This window comes from Methylobacter sp. (assembly GCF_023227905.1).
Lineage (GTDB): Bacteria > Pseudomonadota > Gammaproteobacteria > Methylococcales > Methylomonadaceae > Methylobacter_A.
In genome coordinates, this window is the sequence record NZ_JALOCF010000046.1 from 1 (window position 1) to 19,489 (window position 19,489).

The following is a 19,489-nucleotide window of genomic DNA, read 5'->3' on the forward strand; positions in this document are numbered from 1 at the left end:
AGTATATTGAAGTCTTTTACAATCGCGAACGCCTTCATTCTGCCAATGGCTATATGTCGCCTGTAGACTATGAATTGCAGCACAAAGCTGCTTAACCGCGTGTCCGGAAAAGTGTTGACACATCATTTTGACGTTTTTATTCGCCTGGATGATGGGTTCAGACTTAATCCGACCCTGTTCTTGAAATGACAGAGTTAATGATTACTCATAAGGCTCTTTCATGCCTGAGAATAACGTGAGAATTACCGCTTAACTAAAATATCAATAAAGCGCATAGGTATTGGTACGAGTTGCCTGTTTAGCTCGACTATTGGTACTTTTAAAAGTGTTTCCAAGAGTTAGCTACGCTAACCAAGTCTTGTCTGACATAGATGAGCAGTCCAACTCATCAAATGGACGATTAATTCCGCTTCTTACTTACCTTTAAAAAGCCACTATGAGCATACGAAAAATTATTTTTTGCGATATCTGCAATTCCCGAGGGATAAAGACAGTAGAATTTCGTCGTGCGCGCAGAGAGAATGAACCTACCGGACGGCGCATTACTGAAGGCCGCGCGTGGATAGAGGGTGAAATTACCGATGCCGTTAAAAATGGCTGGCTATGCACCTCGGAGAATCAACATGTCTGCCCTATCTGTAGAACAAGATATGATTTTTTAAAGTAGAAATTAGCTAACTTAGGCATTATCACCACAATATGCGTGTATTGTTTTATAAATAAGTAAAACTTGTATTATCGTCTTCCCTATCAATCTTCATAAGATTCATCCGCTAACAATTTTTGTGCCTTGCACTACAAATCTCTCCATCGCGAGAGATCACTAAAAGCGCACTAATAACTGTAATTCTTACTGTCAGAACCGGCGTTAAAATCATACTCATCTTCAATATTGGAGATTTGGGATTTCCTACGCTTTAAAAAGAATCTATAACCTTCAGCCGACTCTAAAATCATTTCAACACTGCCGCCAAAAATAAAATTATAAGAAAGTATCTTAAAATCATTAGACATACCCTGAACTTTTACATGATTGCCTATCGCCCACATACTACTCATAGCGTTCTTGTAATAAATAAATATTGTAAAAATAAACTCAGTGTCGCTCCAAAGCATATAGCGGACTAAGTGGAAACTTGTTAAAAATAAAGTATGAAAAATCAAACTTTCAGCTAAACACAGGCCAATTATAATCCATTTTTTATGATTAAAGGCGCTTAATTAAAACAGGGTTTCACTTAAAAAACATAATATTACAAAAGCTAATTAATCTATTTTATAAAAATGTGATCTGAATCAGCGCCCTTAATGATTAAAATACTTGATGAAGCACCCTGAAATTTACATGTTAAACTTTGGAACACAAATCCAAACGCAGTCCTGATTCAAAACCACCTTATGCCTGAACTACCCGAAGTTGAAACCACCTGCCGAGGCATCGCGCCGCATATTGAAGGACAAATTGTTAAACAGGTCATCATCCGCCAACCGCAACTGCGCTGGCCTGTGCCGGAAACGCTTCATCAAATTTTGACAGGACTCAGCATTCAATCAGTTTCTAGAAGAGCAAAATATCTGCTGTTTTCCACGGCTTCCGGCACAATGCTTCTGCACTTAGGCATGTCCGGTAGTTTGCGGATTATGTCTCCAGGTCAAACAGCCGGTAAACACGACCATATCGATTTTATTTTTAATAATGAAACGATACTGTGCTTTAATGATCCCCGCCGTTTTGGCGCGGTATTATGGACAACCGAACCCGCTGTCGAACATCAATTACTGAAAAATCTAGGGCCCGAACCGTTACAGTCCGGTTTCAATGGAGAGCTACTCTATTCGCTGTCCAAAAATCGCAGAATACCGGTAAAGTCGTTCATTATGGACAGTCATATCGTTGTTGGGGTTGGAAACATTTATGCCAATGAAGCCTTGTTTATGGCCGGCATACAGCCTACGCGCCAAGCCGGCAAAATTTCTTTAGCGCGATATCAAAAACTGGCTGAGTGTATTCGCGTGGTTTTGCAACAAGCCATCCAGCAAGGCGGGACAACGCTGAGGGATTTTGTTAATGAAGCCGGAAAACCCGGCTATTTTCAGCAACAACTTAGAGTTTATGGCCGGGCGGGATTGCCGTGCGTCGGATGCAGCCAATCATTAACAGAAATCAGAATAGCTAACCGCTCGACGGTATTCTGCGGTAGTTGTCAGCGGTAAAAACTTAAACCTAGGCAAATGCTGGCAACCATTGTCTCGCAACTTAATGGCTATAAGCTTTATATTTAAGGATCTGTGAGACTATTTACCCCAGCAATTTGCAACCGTATCGGTACCATTTTCGGTTTTGGTTCCCGCTTGATTGATGCTAAGTACATCGCATTTGGCATCGGTGAAAGTCGGCGTGGCGGTAAGCGTGTAAGATGTTGCCGAGCCGGCAGTTATCGCAAGCGTATATTTTCCGTTCGGCGAAGAAGTACTGGAAACCAGATTATGCGTACCTCCAGAAGCGCAAGTGCGTGCCGTGGCATGAATACCATCGGCATACTGAGGGCAATCTGCCCGATATTTCTCTTGCGCCACCTGCAAGTTTAATAAGCCCGCTTTGCCGTCCGCGCGGTTAGCCCGTAGCACATAATCCGTATAAGCAGGATAAGCAACCCCTGCCAAAATCCCGATAATAGCCACCACAATCATTAATTCTATTAAAGTAAAGCCGGAAAATCTTTTAAATGCGTACATTATTTCGCCTTGGATAAAGTTATCTTATTTAAACAATATAGCATAAATAATAATTAACCAAGATGACTCAGATAATGCTTAAAATTAATAAGCAAAACGTAGACCAGCTAACACATCTTAAAAAATACTAATCTATAATTTATCAATGCAAATACCCGCATATACCTAAAGAGTGTAAAGGGAACTAGAAGGTGGAAAGACATGAACAAACACAAAAACGCCGGTTTTACTTTGCTAGAGCTAATGATGGTCGTTGCCATAATGGGTGTTCTCGCAGGGATAGCCATACCTTCTTATCAAGATATGCTTGAGCGTAATCGCTTAAAAGAGGTAGTTGAATCGTTAAAATCAGACATGCAATACGCCCGTACAGAAGCGATCAAACGAAGCAAAGACATTATAGTTTCGCGCACAACAGGCAATGCTGGCGCATGGTGTTATGGTTTGTCCGAAACTACTTCATCTTGTGACTGCAAGCAGGCAACCGTAGCAACTACGGATGATTGCGAAATAAAAAGTATTTCAGGTTCTGCGCATAGTGCAGTCAACATGGACTCAGCCAACGGTAACAGTACTTTTGATTTTAAACGAGGCACTATCGGCGATAACGGCGTCACTTTCAGTACGAGCCAATATGCTGCAAGAGTTGTTTTTAGCGGTGTCGGACGAGTCAGGATCTGTACGCCCAGTCCCTTACCCACTGGAAAAACAGGTATCTCTGGCTATCCCGCCTGCTAATTTTTGGAGACAGAATAATGAAGGAACAAAAAGGCTATACATTAATAGAACTCATGATTGCAACCGCCATAGGGCTGATTGTAGTGGGAGCAACTATCAGTATCTATATCACAGCCGTCGGCAGCAGTTCCAATACCATAAAGTCGGCTCGCCTTAATCATGATCTGGAAGCCGCCATGGCGCTGATGATTAACGACATTAAACGTGCCGGTTATTGGAACGGCGCAGTCGTAGGCGTAGACAGCAGAAACAACCCTTTTACAGCAGCAGCCACCAACATAAATATCCCTATAAGCACCTGTATTCTGTATAGCTACGATGCCGATGATGACGGCATCGTCGACGCCAACGAGCATTATGGTTTCAAACTGACAAACAATACCCTGAACATGCGTGGAACCGGCACTACCACTAATAGTGCTGATTGTAGTAATGGGACATGGGAGTCATTTATCGATAACACTCAACTCACCATTACCCAATTACAATTCAGTTTTGTACCGGTTACGGGCCTTTTACCGGCAACCTCACGCTGCCTCAATGTCACAACCGATACAGTAACCGATGCTGCCGCTTGTGCAACTGATGCTACTAATTGCACAGCAGCAACACCCTGCAATATTGCTGAGAAACGGGTGGTTAATATTCGGCTCAGCGGTCAATTAACGAGTGATACGTCAGTCACCAAAACCCTAAACGGCACAGTAGAAGTCAGAAACAGTCGCCTTCTTACCCAGCCTTAATTCACAGGTAGTCAACATGAAAGCCAAAGCATTCACTCGTAAACAACAAGGAGCGGTAACATTGCTCACTGCCTTGGTACTATTGATCAGCATCACCTTGGTCGGTTTTGTGACTGCAAAAACAGTATTGGTAGAAACCCAAATCAATGCCGACAACTACCGAACCAGCCAGGCGACGGCGGCGGCCAGTGCGGCGATGGACCAGGCCGTCGCTTATTTTTATGCCGGCGGTCTGGATCAGCATAACAACGCAACTCCCACAACATTGACCGCCGATGGCTTGGTTGATTATCCCAGCGCGGCACCATTCACTCTAACACTAACCGCAGCCGGACAAACCACAACTGCACAGTTCTTTTTCACGAACACTGCTGGTAACCGTTGCGACCCTACGGCTGACGGCACCAACATGACCCAGGCCCTGGTAACCGCCAGAGGCTGGAGTGACGATAACACCGCGGTGCGCACCATTACTCAATGTGTCGACACGTTTGATATTTTTGATAGCGGCAAGGGACCTCGACAAGCCTTCGTCAGTAAAGCCGGAGTGGGCGTATTTGGTAACGCCAAGATTATCAATCGTTATAGCAATAGCAGCATTTGGTCGGGAGGGACCGATGATGTTCATGGCGAGAGTTATGGCACTTATTTACGTCCTTCCAATACAGATATAGCCGACTACACAACCGCTCAGTTGAATAGTGCCGATGAGACTGCAAATACTCAACTGGTTTCCAACCGAGATACCGGCAACGGTATTGACGTCATCACCAACGATCCTACCTTGGGCAATAAAACAACCAGTACCACCGATTTAACCAACCCAGCTAACAATCAATTTTTTGATATGTTTTTTGCCCAAACCAAGTCGGCAATTAGACAGTCCGCAGATAATATCGACCAACTACTTACAGCCGGCGCCAGCCCAGTGGGTATGACTGGTTTGATCTGGATTGATGGCAATACTTCCATGCATAACGGTGATGTGGTGGGAAGCTCTACCGCTCCTGCCATTCTGATTGTCAACGGAGACTTCGATTATACCGGTGGCACCATTTATGGCGTGCTCTACGTAACCGGGACTCTAACAATAACCGGTAATCCAGTCGTTCACGGATCCGTCGTCTCAGAAAATGGACCGAATAACGGCGCAGGCACATTAACACTGGTTTACCAGCCATGGGGAGGCGATGGCACTGGATCGCCGCCATTCATCGAGGGAACCGGCGCCATTATTGCAGGCTCATGGAAAGACTGGTAATAACACTGAGGAAATGAAGATGATACTCACCCATTCTATAAAAAACAGCGCAGGCATTGGCCTGATCGAAGTCTTGGTAACCACTGTGGTAGTAGCTGTTGGCTTGTTAGCCGTTGCTTCGCTCCAAGGCGATCTGCTCAGTAGTAGCCGAGGCAACAAGACTCGCGCGGAAGCTCAAGCCTTAGCCAATACCAAGATAGAGCAACTGCGCGATACCATACAGAAAGCCGGTACAACGGGCTATAACGCATTGGCATCGTCGGCCGCTAACGAAAGCATCAGCGGAATAACCGAAACATTTACTCGCGGTTGGACAGTAAGCGATCAGACCGCTCCAGTGCGCAAACAAGTCAGCGTTACCGTGTGCTGGTCCAATGGCTGTCCAGTAGCTACAGGCAACAGGCAAAACCAGGTCACCGTTCAGAGCGTGATTGCATTTGATGACGTTGGCAGTTCTGCGTTAGCCGCTAGTGGCGCGGGCTCAGGAACCGGCACTACCCTTGGCGGCCCCAGTACCAACGCCAACTCTTCCGACGATATAAGCGAAAACATCACCTTACCCACCTCCGCCACACCCGGCAGTGTATATACAGCACCTGACGGTAAAACCTACATTGTCCAAAGCACCGGCACCAAAGGCACGCGCGCCGAACTTTGCAACGCTGCTACACTTGCTCTGGTCGAGTTTGAAAACAGCTTATACACGCGCCGAGTCAATTTCGATGGTGTTACCGGCAATGAAGCAATCTTGCTTTATGAAAAAGTTACCATTAACACAACAGATTATTGCATTCCCAGGATTCGCTTCAACGGCGGCGTGATTATTCCGATTAGAGGAATTGTCCATTCAGGAGCTACCTCTGGAAATAATAATCAGACGCTGTTGGATGTTGACTTGTTTACGTTCAACGCCAACGAATCCGGAACCTATTGCGTATTCAACCCGCCAGCAGGCGCCAAAAGCGCGCCTTATGTTTGTTATGTGGGCGGCAATTGTCAATATGGCCCGGCTGGAACGGTGACTTCGCCCGCCACTGAGCCTCCCGTCACTGAATGCCCAAGTCCTGCCGTGGCCAATGCCATTGTTGGCCCTGGCGGATGGCGCGGCAAAGTCGGTTTATTGGGCGTTGCGGGTAACGTCAAGAATGTCTGCTTTGCCGAAGAGATTGCGACCACACCAGCTACTCTTGATACTGCACGTAATTACTTTGTACGAAAGGCTGGACTCAATGAAGGCATCAACAAGCCTTATAGCTGCCATGACTTTTTGATTATCAACGGCCAATCTACCGAGGCAAAAGTCCACAACGAATGCGCTGCCCAAGCCAATGCCATTGGCGGCTTTACCTTGGCGTCAAAAACCATACAACGCGATATCACCGGAAATAATGTTTTCAGCCCATCGATAAATGTCGATTACTGTAGCGTATCCGGGACAAGCTATACCATTACGGGAACAATAACCAACGCCAACAGCGCGCCTACGGTTACTGTGACGGACTCGGTGCATATCAATCCTTGTTCAGCCACCAATACTTCATATACCTGTCAAATCCAAACCTCGGCAACTTCGGTTACGATTAGCGGCGTCTATAATAGCGAGACAAAAACATGCGCGGTGTCGCCGTCTGCCAGCGGCTGCGCCTTAGCATTTACGGCAACAAGCAATCCGACTTACACCATCACCGGCAACATTAACGGAACCGCAGCTGCCGCTAATGCCGTCACTTTGTCTTTGTCCGGGGGCGGAACTTGCGTTATCAATAATGATTATAACCAAACGTATAGAACATATACTTGCCAAATCACCACCCCAACCACGACTACCAGCGCCACACTGACAGCTGCAACTTCAGCAGTGGGCGGGACTGTTACATCAAGCACGACGGGCCCGATAACATTATCCGGGGCAACGTCGATAACAGGCCCGGATTTCACTGCAACGATAGCCACGACTTATACGATCAGCGGTTCGATAAGTATCGGTAACCATGTCAGCCTGACAACGATTACCGTGGCCGTTGATACAGGGCTCGGAACTTGCACTTTAACCGGCAGCCACGCCGCAGGTACATCTGAGAGCTATACCTGCACGGTGCCCGCTGGCGCCAATCATCTAGCTATTACTCTCAGTTCAGCGTGTACTAGCGGTAATGGCAGCAAGAAATATGAAATGACGAGTAGTGGTACACCCCCATCATTGGGAACGGGAAGTCTGGTTATTGATTTGGGCACTGTATCTGGAAATATGACTAAAGACATTTCAGTTACAAAATCAAGCACAGCTTGTTAATCCTTAAGATTGACTCCCGCTTGCAATTCGCGGCATAGCTGTTGGGGGGTGACGGATCACCTAAAAACCGCTTAACCTTTTTGGTTGAGCGGTTTTTGTGTATTTATTTTTTCGCTGACTTATTGATGATGACTGATTTATCAGTGTGCTGACGCGAAAGTGTCTTGTGCTTTTCCCTTTCTTTACTGTTGATTCAAGGAGATGGGCAACGCTTTCGACTCCATAAATGGAGAAAGCGTATGTCAGTAGCCTCGAGCTATTGCCCCACTGCCTACCATTTTATCTAACTCATGATGTATGAGGAGGAGCGCCAACCAGGGAATGAAAGACAACTCTAAAGAGCGGTTCATGGCTAAAGAATGGTTAAAGAACTAATATGTTCATTTCTGTCTTCCGCAACTTCAACGCTCCGTAACGCGAAGATAATCCCAGCCAGGATTGCTTGATACGTAAGCCCTATGCGCCCTAAGGCGGTGATACGACAGCCGAGCCATTATTATTCCCCTTGCCTGTTGCTGCCGTTTGCAAATTAGCCAACACTCCGAACGTTTTACTTTCCGATGATTTGTTTAACAACGGCGCCAGCGTGGGCTCCAGGAACTTGATTATTTGCACCGGCAATGAACTGGTAAAGTGATAACGTTCGGCTTCCGGTCCTGCCACATAAGCGGTAATAACACCGAAAAACCGATCTCCCAGAAAAAACGTAAAGACCGCAGCTCGGCTAATGAATACCGAGTCAATCAACCGCCCTCCAGCACCCCATATTTCCCGGCGATGATCGCCGGTTCCGGTTTTGCCGCCTACAGACAAGGGCTTGCCGTCGGCGCTTTTGTATATGCTCCGAAGGCGCCCTGCCGTGCCCGCCTCGACTACGCCGATCAATGCGCCGCGCGCCGCTTTCGCCACTTCGGGAGCAAGCACCTGCTGGCCTTGTTCTGGCAACTTTTCCAACACGGTCTCATAAGGCGTCGCCTTGGCGTAATGCAGGCTGTCAAACCGGACTGTCGGCAAGCGTAAGCCGTCATTGCGTAAAATACCCATCAGCTCGGCCAATGCCGCAGGGCGATCGCCCGACGCACCGATGGAGGTTGCATAAGATGGCGTTAACGATCCGAATGGATATCCCAATCGATCCCATGCGGTATGAATCTGTTTAAACGCCTCATCCTCCAGCAAAGTCATAATGCGCCGCTGTTGGGCATTTTTTCTGCTGCTTTTAAACAGCCACCGGTAGACATTCTGCCGTTGTTCGGTACTGGCGTCGATCACTTCAGCGCGCGTGGCATTGGGGTGTTGAACCAGATAACTGACCAGCCATAATTCAAGGGGATGAACTTTGGTGATATAGCCCTGGTCTTGCAAATCAAATTTTGCCGGTGAATATTTCTGATGAAGCTGCTCAATATCTTCGGCATCTAAGACGGTGACTGGTAAGTGAGCATTCAAATAACCGCTCAGAGCATGAGTGTCTGCATCCGGGTAGACGGCCTGATAAAGCATGGTCAGGCGCGATGGCTTGGCGTAAACCCTCTGGGTAAGCAAATCCACGATTTCATCGGTCGGCTTACCGTGATACTTGTCGTAAAACCGCCTTAAGTAAACCAGGCCTTCCTTATCGGCAAAGCGTTTCAGGTATTCCATACGTCTCGGGTCGTCAGGAATTTCCAGCCATCTTGCGATGCCTTCCGGTTTATAAAGATGGTGATAAACCAGTTCACGCATTAGACGAATGAACACCAGATTCACCGAATCGCGCAATGCATCCCGGACTGACATGATTTTGGAGTTCTCATCCGGGGTAAAGTTACTAAAAGTATGCACGCCTCCGCCGGTATAAAAACCCTCATAAGGACTGGCCGAATAACGTCGATCAAGAGCCTGATTAAGCAAACCCTCCAGATTTATTTGCCGATTCGCACGCAGCTGATCGATAACCCATGCCGATAGATAATCACGCGGGTGTAATTCAACCCGGTTCAGCTCCTGAATCGACAGGTTCTTATATTGCTGATATGTCTCGGTTACAAGTTCCAGGTAATGCACCATAGTCCGCAACTTGGCGGTTGAACCCAGATCAAGCCGTATGCCTTCGTTAATATCGAGCGGCTGATCATAATTATCGGTCTGGATGCGCAGCAGATTGCCCTTTTCGCCGCGTTCAAACAGCATCAAGCTATAAACAATCGGAGCAAGATTGATATCCTCATTGAGCATTCTAAATCCCAGTATGCCTGCGGCGCGGGCTTTATCCGGTTTGCTCAATTCGCGCAATGCGTGAGTGACTGCCTGCTGGGTGCCGTAATCAAGCGTGGTTTTAACGGTTAAATCCAGACGATCCAGCTCATAGTTGGATTTCACGCCCAGCGTCCTGGCAAGTCGGGTACGCAACACATTCTGGGTCTTTTGTTCAGACATAAACTTGACCGGCATTTGATCCGTTTTGGGAAGTCTGACTGTAGATGCTTTCAAGGCAGCATCCCGCAACGATGCTGAAATAACGCCTTGTTCCGCCAAAATGCGCAAATAACTGTCAGTAAGATTTTGCAGCGCGTTATAGCCAGACCCTAAAAGATAGGAAGGCCGTCTTTGCGACAACAGGATACTCAGCACCTGCCTATAAGCTAGAGCCTGTTGCGGAGTAACCCGCTCAATTGAATTGCTTGCCCTCGCTCCGATCTTTCCTTTACCGGCCGCGACATTTCCGCCATCCATCGCTATCGAGCTGAGCAGTTGGTTAACGGTTTTAAAATCGGCGCCGAACCAGGCAAACAGTCCATCCCCCAAGCCATGCACTTCGCCTAATTTTGCCGTTGCGGCCAGCGGCATGGAATTTAAATAAGTCAGGGCTATTTGCCGTCTCATCGCACGCGTATCAGGCCCCAGTAAATAAGCGCGTATCGATGCGCTGGCCATTTGGCGAAGCTTTTCGACCATTGACTCGGTATAGCCATCCGGAGAATGCCGGTACTTTTCCATCTGAGTGGCCAAGGTGCTGCCGCCGGGTACGTTGATATCGGCGCCCAGTTTTCGCGCCATCATTTGCAGTGCGGCAAAGCCCAAGCGATCCCATTCCACCGCCGGATTGATATTTTTGTGGTTTTCGTCAAGCAGTTCCCGGTTTTCTATAAACAGCAAGGTGTTCAACACCAGCGGCGGAATGGCATTAAAATCGGAATAACCGTGGGTAGGATAGACAGCGTTAAATATGGTTTGATCGGCTTGGTCGACAATGCGAAGCCCGGTTCGGGTTTTCTCTTGATAAATGGGAAACAGGCCGTAGTCATCGACCAATCGCGTCATCATTGGGGAAATAGATGCCTGCGTGGTAACGCTATAGCCTGACTTCTCAAGGCGCGCAATCTCATCAGAAAGCATCGTATAGCCCAAGCGCTGATCGTAAGGGCCGTGATCAGGATAACGTATTGCCGAACTATGTCCCGGCTTGAGCTCGGAACTCAACTGCTTGCTTATTGCGGATAGGTACCGCGCCTGATATTTGGAGGTTCGCACCTCTTTTTTTACCAGTGTGGTAACCGCGATGCCGATGACGACACATCCGATCAAAACATAAAGCAGCAGTAACCTTGAAAGCGCTTGTTTATGCATTTTCATTACCGGACATTAGCCTCAAAACGAATTCCGGAGTGTTTAATTACGGAATTACTCAAGCATTCTGCCTTCAGTATTAGTATCAAAATAATTACATCTCTTTTTCAGTGGAATTCTAGACCTGCAAGAGCCTATGTGACGAGCCCGAATCTGCCTATACTCATGGCCAGTCCGGTCCTCGGCAATGCGGGAGCATTGCATAGCGGTGCCCGATTGAAAGCCTGGAGTTAAAACCCGCCTAAATGACCAACATTATGTACCGTCAATTATAACTACTCAAGAGCAACAATGGTAATTGAAAGGAAGCTTGTTATCCGGCAATCACTTCCGTTTACTCTTGATTAAACTTTTTACACCAATTAATTGCAACGTTACAATTAATGCAATTGTCGGACGTTACTGATCCTGAAATCAACCATTGCCCTATTGCTCATAGCCCTAAAACCATCATGTCCGAGTCTTATACCCGCTTTCGCGATATATCCGTAAGCGAAAGAATTTTAAACACCGTATTTTTGCTAACCATAGGACTCGGCTATCTCGTTGCCCTGGGCAACCTGTATTACACTCATCAAGGCCATGACGGCGTCGCCGGCCTATCCATTGCCGATGTAACTATTAACTATCATGGCTCAAACGATCAAACACGTTTAGGCTCTGCCATTACCGGCATCATGGAGCCTAACCTGACCTATAAAAACGATAAGGAAATTATTTTAAAATGGATACAAGACGGCGCCGATGAACCGGATTATGACCAAAAAATCGCCTCTATCTTAAACCGCGATTGCATCAAGTGCCATACGCCTGCAATCAATCCTTCCCTCCCCGACTTGACCAATTATGCAAGCGTATCCGAAGTAGCCCATAGCGGCGGCGTATCTTATCCGCGCTTAATCAGGGTGTCTCACATCCATTTATTCGGCATTGCGTTTATTTTGTTTTTTATCGGCAAGATTTTTCTGCTTTGCGACATCAATGTCATTGTAAAAAGAGTTGCTGTGGCTATTCCTTTTGCCGCGATGCTCTTGGATGTGCTGTCTTGGTTTATTACCAAATCCATTCCTTCATTCGCCTACGTGGTTGTGGCCAGCGGCGCTTTAATGGGGATTTCGATGGGAATGCAAATCCTGCTCAGTATTTATCAGATGTGGTTTTACGCCAAGGATAAAGACTGAACCATAGGAGCGATACTGCTGTAGGAAATTCAGCCGCCCCTTACGGATAAGCATCAATCGGCTTGATGCCGGTGTTATTCATACGAAGCGCCGACTCAAGCAGAAAATCCACAGCACGTCTCTCGCGTTTTCAGTGTGTGTCATTCGAACGGGCGTAAACGCCGCTCCTTTACCCGGTTCATGTATAATTTCGCTCATGAGTATTATAAAAAAACTTGCCTCTCAAACCGCAGTCTACGGCCTCAGCAGTATTTTCGGCCGCTTCCTCAACTATTTGCTGGTACCGCTATATACCTACCATTTCACAGCAGCGGAATACGGGGTGGTGTCGGAATTTTATGCCTACGCCGGTTTTTTTTCCGTGTTGCTGCTATTCGGGTTTGAAACCGGCTATTTCCGCTTTCGCGACAAGGACCATCCCGGACGCGACGTCGCCTATTCCACGGCGCTGCTGTTTGTGGCGCTGGTTAATCTAGGTTTCTTTGCACTGATACTGCTGGTCAACACACGGCTTTCGGCGGCGCTAAACTATGCCAATCATCCTGAATATGTATTGTGGTTTAGCATGATTTTATTTCTGGATGCTATCGCCGCCATTCCGTTTGCACGGCTACGAGCGGAAAACAAGGCATTCCTGTTCGCCGGCATAAAGATATTCGAGATACTGGTAACCGTGCTGCTAAGCTTGTTTTTCATTGTCTATTGTCCCAAAGTCTATGCACAAAACCCTGAATCGTGGATAGCGCCAATCTATAATCCCGCCATAGGCGTAGGTTATATTTTTATCGCCAATTTAATAGCCAGCGGCTTTAAGTTTTTGCTGCTTGCGCCCCAGCTATCCGGTCTGGCATGGGGATTTGACCGGGCCTTATTCGTCCGCATGGTGCGCTATTCGTTGCCGATGGTAGTCATCGGTTTCGCTGGGATTATCAACGAAATGCTCGACCGAGTTCTGCTAAAGTACCTGCTGCCCTACGACAACCTGACCAACATGAAAATGCTGGGGATCTACAGCGCCTGTTACAAATTGTCGATTTTGATGTCGTTGTTCATTCAAGCCTTTCGCTATGCCGCCGAGCCGTTCTTCTTTGCTTACGCGGACAAAAGCGATGCCCGCCAAGTTTACGCGGTCGTGCTCAAGTTTTTTGTCATTTTCTGCGTCTTCATCTTCCTGCTGGTGACACTGTTTATCGATTTCTTTAAATATTTTGTCGGCGACGAGTTCCGCGCAGGCCTTGAAGTCGTGCCGATTCTGCTGCTGGCTAATCTGTGCCTGGGTATTTATGTTAACCTGTCCATCTGGTATAAATTGACCGACCGCACCTTAATGGGGGCCTTGGTATCTATAGCCGGAGCGGCGCTGACTATCGCGCTCAATGTCTGGTGGATACCGCTGTTCGGCTATGTGGGTTCAGCGTGGGCGACCTTGGCCTGTTATGGCAGCATGGCTATCGTTTCGTATCTGTTGGGGCAAAAATATTACCCGGTGAAATACGATGTTAAACGTCTGATCGGTTATATCGGCCTGGGCATCGGCTTGTATTTTGCTCACCAACACTTATTGATGATTCTCGATTGGCAGCCTTGGCTATTAGCCAGTACATTAATGCTTTTATATATGCTGATTACTGCGCTATGCGAAGGTCGCCAGATAAGCGCAAAGTCAGCAGCGTAAATTGGTATTGATGGGGGTGAGTTATGCGTTAGCCGGATTAAGTCACCCCGCCCTACTGGGCGCAATAACCGGTATTTTTGCGATGATTCCGTTCGCCGCCAAACTAATTTTCGGGGCCTGTTCGCTGGTTCTGGTAGCTTAGGGACACATAGCGGCGGGTGGAGGACTGTTTGCGTATGGCATGATTCTTACCTTGGTGGCAGATAATTATGTTCGCCCGACAATTAATCGGCGGTGCAGTCAAGCTGCCTTTTATCTGGACGCTGTTGGGAATTTTCGACGGCATGAAAACTTTCGGCTTGCTGGGCTTATTTTTAGAGCCTACGCTCCTGGCAATACTGATGTCGATCTGGCGGGACTGGGTTACCGATCTGGATAAATCGGAGACAATGCAAATACCGCTCTCATCATCAACAGAATTCGATGACGGCCAATAATCACGCTGCACTGCCCTTGGCTTTTCGCCATCATATGCCGCTTTAATGATGAGGCTGGGCGGGCAAATAAACTGTTAAGAGCTCAGACAAAGGCGTCACTAAGCCCGTTCCGTGTCTTTGATCCATAGAGTCTTTTGACAGTCATAAGTACGAATGCCTATAGACTGAAGCCATCAAGGAACAGATAATATCGTATTTATGCTCATTGCTTGCACAACTAATCCCGCTCATCGCCGGGAGGAACGAAACATGAACCTCTATGATTATCGACGCAAACCGCGCCGGGCAATAATGACCCGGCGCATTGATGACAGACGAGAAATTCCCCATCCATTCGGGTCGCCAGAGTGGGTGGAAAATATAAAAAACCATTATCTGGCTTGGCCAATATCGGACCGCCGCGCCATGAGCAGACGCAGCGATGAAAGACGTGCGGTTGAGCGTCGGCAACTATCGCTTAGCGAACAAAGCCGCTCCGAAAAAAAATATTCCCCGGTTTTACTAACGCAAGAAGAAAGAAAGCTGATTGAGGACTTGTTCCTGTGTGACCTGGATTAGATTACTTTTTCAAGTTTCCGGCATGCAGTCCGCATTCTTTTTTAGCCCCTGACTCCCACCACCAACGGCCTGCCCTTTCATGTTGATTAGGCAGCACGGCACGGGTACAGGGTTCACAGCCTATGCTGATGAAGCCTTTTTCGTGCAATTCGTTATAAGGAACCTGATAGGCTTCAATATAATCCCAGACTTGCGCGGAACTCCAGTTGAGCAAGGGATTGAATTTAACCAGCTGATGCTCGGCGGTCGAAAATGCCGTATCGATCTGCACTTCGGGAATATCCTGCCGGGTATCCAGGCTTTGATCTTTGCGTTGGCCGGTAATCCAGGCATCCAAATGCGCCAGTTTGCGTTTTAATGGCTCAACCTTGCGAATGCCGCAACACTCCTGATGCCCCTCTTCATAAAAGCTAAACAGGCCTTTCTTTTTAACGAAACTGTCCAGCACGTCCCGGTCCGGCGTTAACAATTCGATATCGATTTGGTAATGCTTCCTGACCTTTTCTATAAAACGATAGGTTTCAGGATGCAAGCGTCCGGTATCCAGGGAAAAGACCTGTATATCCTTTCTGATAGCCACCGCCATATCGATCAGCACTACATCTTCCGCACCACTGAATGAAATGGCGATATTATCAAACAGCTCCAGCGCTTTTTTCAGGATGACGCGCGGATTTTTTTGACCCAGCTCGGCTTGTAGTTGCTCTATATCAAATGTATTCATAATGTGTTTTCCTGCGCTTGTGTCACTGCTAGGTCGATAACTTATATCGGGCAAGCTCGCTTGCCGACAATCGGTATCAACTTAATGAATAAACGCGAATTGTTAAATTACGCTTGTAAAAAATACAGCTTTAAAAAATCGTCAAAAGGCATTTGCTCTTTATTTTCAATTTCCTGCTGTTTGTCGTGAGATAGCGCCGCCATCTCGTTAAACTGCTGCTGCTTGACCTTATCCAGCTTATTGGCTTTAAAATACTGCCCATGCTCAATAGACGTATTTAATGCGAAACGGGAATACGGCTGCCCAAGCTGCGTCATCTGTTCCAAGGTTCGGGCAGATGCGGTTAAATCCGGGTTTTCGACTGCCAACTGCTGTTTTTCCAAAGCGCAACTGTAGGTTTTTTTAGCATCGTCCTGATCAAGAACCGCGCACACCGGTTTCATGGACTCAAGGATTTCAGTCGCCCAATCCTTTAACAGAATTTTTTGGTTATTTTTATTAAGTTCCAACCCCGGTTTTCTGCCGAAATTGGCAACCGCCAATTGGTTGGCATTGTTAATCTGTTGTTCCTGATCTGAAGTTTTCGGGCTGTCCTGCAACAGGCAAGTCAGCAGCAGCGCTTCAATGAAACGGGCCTTATCTTCATCAATGCCGAGTGGGTTAAACAAATCCAGATCCAATGAGCGCATTTCTATATAACGAACCCCCCGACGTTTAAGTGCCAGGGTCGGTTTTTCACCGGACTGGGCAATTTGTTTAGGCCGTATGGTGCTGTAAAACTCGTTTTCGATCTGCAAAATATTAGTGTTCAATTGACGGTATTCGCCGTCAACCAGGGTGCCGATTTTTTCATACTCCGGATAAGGCGTGTTAATAGCCGCACTCAAGCTGCTGACATATCCGTCTATCGAGTTGTAATCGATTTTCAGGCTCGCCTGATTCTTACTCTTGTAGCCGATGTCGCTCATGCGCAACGACGTCGCATACGGATGATAAAGCGTGCCATTGTCGAACTCTTCAAATTGCATCGCCAATGCCGGGCGGCTGTTGAAAAAGCTTTTGCAGATGGCAGGCGATGCGCCAAATAAATACAGGATTAACCAGCCCATGCGCTGGAAGTTCCTGATTAAACCGAAGTAAGCGTCGTCTTTGAACTGTTCCAGGTTTAGCCGGCTATTTTTTTCTTTATGCAAAGCAGGCCAGAGGGCTTCAGGCACCGAATAGTTAAAATGGATACCGGCAATGGACTGCATGGTCCTGCCGTAACGGTGCCATAAACCGTGCCGGTAAACATGCTTCATCCGCCCTATATTGGATGAACCGTATTCAGCAATGGGGATGCTTTCATCGCCATCAATGCCGCAAGGCATGCTTGCGCTCAGCAAAATTTCATTATCAAGATGCTCATAAACAAACTGGTGTATGTTATGCAAATAATCCAGCGTATCCTTTATATCGCTAAACGGCGGGGTAATTAGTTCGATTAGGGCTTCGGAATAATCCGTGGTGATATACGGATGCGTCAGTGCGGAGCCTAATGCTTTAGGATGCGGTGTTTGGGCAATGAATCCGTCTTTGGATATACGCAGGCTTTCTTTTTCAATCCCTTTAAGTCCGCCGCAAAGCAGTTGCTGATGGCCGTTTGCATTCAGTCGTTCCAACCGTGTTAAAAGCGCGTTATTCAAATTAGTCATAGAATGGGTACATGCCCTATAGTCCTTGTATAATCGAGTCATTATAAAGGGTTTACCCAATTGAAGAAATATTATCGCGGATAGAAGCCGGTTTTGATTGGGCCTTTTAGCCGCACTGGTTGGCCGCGTGCCAGCGCGGCATAACCATGAAAAAAGCAACCCGGAGCCTTAGCTTTTATTGCCGACAAGCCTAACATTTATCATTTATATCCTTAGTATTTTTCTAAGATAAACCTGCACAGAGGTCATCATGTTTGAATCGGCAGAGCTTGGACACCAAATAGACAAAGCCATCTACGATATCGAAGCACCCAAATTGCGCGAGGCTCTGCTGGAAGCGCAAATGAGCTTGGCCAAATCATCCAGATTCCCGGTTATTATTTTAATTAGCGGCCTGGATGGGGCTGGACGGGGAGAAACCGTCAACTTGCTCAATGAATGGATGGACCCGCGCTTTATCCAAACTCACGGCATGGGGAAGCCTTCGGACGAGGAACTTGATCGCCCGATGATGTGGCGTTTCTGGCGTGAACTCCCTCCCAAAGGCAAGATAGGGGTATTTCTCGGCTCCTGGTATACCTGGCCGATTCTCAATCATGTGACCGGCCGAACCAAACAGGCTGAACTTGACCAAAGCTTGGAACGCGCTAAACGCCTGGAAAAGATGCTGGCCGATGAAGGCGCGCTGATTCTCAAATTCTGGATGCATTTATCCAAGGATAAACAGAAAAAGCGCCTGGAAATGCTTGAGAAAAATCCGAAAACCCGCTGGCGCGTAACCCATCGGGATTGGAAGCACTTCAAGCAATACGACAAGTACCGCGCCGTGCATGAACGCGTAATACGGCACACTAGCACCACTGAGGCTCCGTGGACTATCGTCGAAGGCTACGATTCAAATTATCGCAACTTGACCGTGGGCAAGGTGATTCTTGAAGCCATACGCAGGCGTCTGGATGATGCCGACATCAAAACCACGACGGATCATGCGCCACCTCCCCCACTCCCCTCGATTGACCAACTCGATATTCTGAAAACACTGGATCTCAGCCAGAAGATCGACAAGAAAAAATTTAAGACTGAGCTGGAAAAATATCAGGGCAAGCTCGCTTTGCTGACTCGCGAAGACCGGTTTAAGGACATCACCGTAATAGCCCTGTTCGAAGGCAATGATGCCGCAGGCAAAGGCGGCGCGATTCGCCGCATCACCGGTGCGCTGGATGCGCGTTGCTACACTATTATTCCGGTTGCCGCACCTACCGAGGAAGAACGCGCCCAGCCTTATTTGTGGCGTTTTTGGCGACACATTCCCAGACGCGGACGGCTAACGATTTTCGACCGCTCCTGGTATGGCCGCGTATTGGTCGAGCGTGTCGAAGAGTTTTGCTCAAAAACAGATTGGATGCGCGCTTACAGCGAGATCAATGATTTTGAAGCGCAATTGGTCCGCCATAACATTGTCGTGGTCAAATTCTGGCTTGCCATTAGCAAGGAAGAGCAACTGGAGCGCTTTAAAGAACGCGAAAGAATCAGCTTTAAACGCTTTAAAATTACCGAAGAAGACTGGCGCAACCGCAACAAGTGGGATGAGTATGAGCATGCAGTATGCGATATGGTAGACCGCACCAGCACGGAGATTGCACCTTGGACGCTGATAGAAGCCAATGACAAAAACTTTGCTCGCATCAAGATATTAAAAACCTTATGCAAGCAAATTGAAGCGGCAATGCAAAAAAACAGCCGGTAGGAAATACTGGCTCGCAATTCAAAATGCCTGCCCTTGGCTAAAGTCCTTACAAAACTCGCCATTGGATAAGACGTTGATAGCCATTAAGGACAG

Annotated in this window: 16 protein-coding genes; 11 read left to right on the forward strand and 5 right to left on the reverse strand. The window is 47.3% G+C overall.

Annotated elements, in window-relative coordinates:
* Positions 1 to 95, forward strand: a 95-nt coding sequence (locus M0R47_RS16240; RefSeq protein ID WP_292556762.1) for an IS3 family transposase, incomplete at its 5' end; no start/stop codon positions are given.
* 739 nt (positions 96 to 834) lie between these two features.
* Here M0R47_RS16240 and M0R47_RS16245 read toward each other — a convergent pair.
* Positions 835 to 1,059, reverse strand: coding sequence for a hypothetical protein (locus M0R47_RS16245; RefSeq protein ID WP_292556698.1), 225 nt, complete (start codon positions 1,057 to 1,059; stop codon positions 835 to 837).
* A gap of 339 nt (positions 1,060 to 1,398) precedes the next feature.
* Between M0R47_RS16245 and mutM the strand changes: the two genes are divergently transcribed.
* Entirely contained in the window at positions 1,399 to 2,214 is an 816-nt protein-coding gene (mutM, locus tag M0R47_RS16250; protein ID WP_292556699.1) for a bifunctional DNA-formamidopyrimidine glycosylase/DNA-(apurinic or apyrimidinic site) lyase, read from the forward strand.
* A gap of 81 nt (positions 2,215 to 2,295) precedes the next feature.
* Here the strand turns inward: mutM and M0R47_RS16255 are convergent, their stop codons facing one another.
* Entirely contained in the window at positions 2,296 to 2,736 is a 441-nt protein-coding gene (locus M0R47_RS16255) for a type IV pilin protein (RefSeq protein WP_292556701.1), read from the reverse strand.
* A 201-nt stretch (positions 2,737 to 2,937) separates the two neighbouring features.
* Here M0R47_RS16255 and M0R47_RS16260 point away from each other — a divergent pair, with 201 nt between their 5' ends.
* Genes M0R47_RS16260 through M0R47_RS16275 form a run of 4 tightly spaced genes read left to right on the forward strand, consistent with a single transcriptional unit; the run spans position 2,938 to position 7,771 of the window.
* Positions 2,938 to 3,474 (forward strand): GspH/FimT family pseudopilin, encoded by a 537-nt coding sequence (locus M0R47_RS16260; RefSeq protein WP_292556703.1) that lies wholly within the window; start codon positions 2,938 to 2,940, stop codon positions 3,472 to 3,474.
* A 17-nt stretch (positions 3,475 to 3,491) separates the two neighbouring features.
* Complete coding sequence (locus M0R47_RS16265; RefSeq protein WP_292556704.1) at positions 3,492 to 4,217, forward strand: prepilin-type N-terminal cleavage/methylation domain-containing protein; 726 nt, start codon at positions 3,492 to 3,494, stop codon at positions 4,215 to 4,217.
* A 16-nt stretch (positions 4,218 to 4,233) separates the two neighbouring features.
* Positions 4,234 to 5,478 carry a hypothetical protein gene (locus tag M0R47_RS16270; RefSeq protein WP_292556705.1) on the forward strand — a complete coding sequence of 415 codons (1,245 nt, stop codon included), beginning with the start codon at positions 4,234 to 4,236 and terminating at the stop codon, positions 5,476 to 5,478.
* A gap of 19 nt (positions 5,479 to 5,497) precedes the next feature.
* Positions 5,498 to 7,771, forward strand: a complete 2,274-nt coding sequence (locus M0R47_RS16275) for a hypothetical protein (protein WP_292556707.1) — start codon at positions 5,498 to 5,500, stop codon at positions 7,769 to 7,771.
* A gap of 465 nt (positions 7,772 to 8,236) precedes the next feature.
* On the opposite strand, the gene M0R47_RS16280 is transcribed toward M0R47_RS16275, so the two are convergent.
* Positions 8,237 to 11,380, reverse strand: coding sequence for a transglycosylase domain-containing protein (locus tag M0R47_RS16280; protein WP_366513235.1), 3,144 nt, complete (start codon positions 11,378 to 11,380; stop codon positions 8,237 to 8,239).
* Between the two features lie 452 nt (positions 11,381 to 11,832).
* Here M0R47_RS16280 and M0R47_RS16285 point away from each other — a divergent pair, with 452 nt between their 5' ends.
* From M0R47_RS16285 to M0R47_RS16300, 4 genes are all read left to right on the forward strand, one after another.
* Positions 11,833 to 12,561, forward strand: a complete 729-nt coding sequence (locus tag M0R47_RS16285; protein WP_292556764.1) for a hypothetical protein — start codon at positions 11,833 to 11,835, stop codon at positions 12,559 to 12,561.
* Between the two features lie 196 nt (positions 12,562 to 12,757).
* Positions 12,758 to 14,236, forward strand: a complete 1,479-nt coding sequence (locus M0R47_RS16290; protein WP_292556712.1) for a polysaccharide biosynthesis C-terminal domain-containing protein — start codon at positions 12,758 to 12,760, stop codon at positions 14,234 to 14,236.
* 209 nt (positions 14,237 to 14,445) lie between these two features.
* Positions 14,446 to 14,673, forward strand: a complete 228-nt coding sequence (locus M0R47_RS16295) for a hypothetical protein (protein WP_292556714.1) — start codon at positions 14,446 to 14,448, stop codon at positions 14,671 to 14,673.
* 249 nt (positions 14,674 to 14,922) lie between these two features.
* Complete coding sequence (locus M0R47_RS16300) at positions 14,923 to 15,231, forward strand: hypothetical protein (RefSeq protein ID WP_292556716.1); 309 nt, start codon at positions 14,923 to 14,925, stop codon at positions 15,229 to 15,231.
* A gap of 1 nt (position 15,232) precedes the next feature.
* Here M0R47_RS16300 and M0R47_RS16305 read toward each other — a convergent pair whose 3' ends face one another.
* Positions 15,233 to 15,955 (reverse strand): phosphoadenylyl-sulfate reductase, encoded by a 723-nt coding sequence (locus tag M0R47_RS16305; RefSeq protein ID WP_292556718.1) that lies wholly within the window; start codon positions 15,953 to 15,955, stop codon positions 15,233 to 15,235.
* Positions 15,956 to 16,062: 107 nt separating this feature from the next.
* A complete protein-coding gene (gene gshA, locus M0R47_RS16310) occupies positions 16,063 to 17,649 on the reverse strand; it encodes a glutamate--cysteine ligase (RefSeq protein ID WP_292556720.1) in 1,587 nt (528 codons plus the stop codon).
* Between the two features lie 250 nt (positions 17,650 to 17,899).
* Between gshA and pap the strand changes: the two genes are divergently transcribed.
* A complete protein-coding gene (gene pap, locus M0R47_RS16315) occupies positions 17,900 to 19,396 on the forward strand; it encodes a polyphosphate:AMP phosphotransferase (protein ID WP_292556722.1) in 1,497 nt (498 codons plus the stop codon).
* Positions 19,397 to 19,489: the final 93 nt, after the last annotated feature.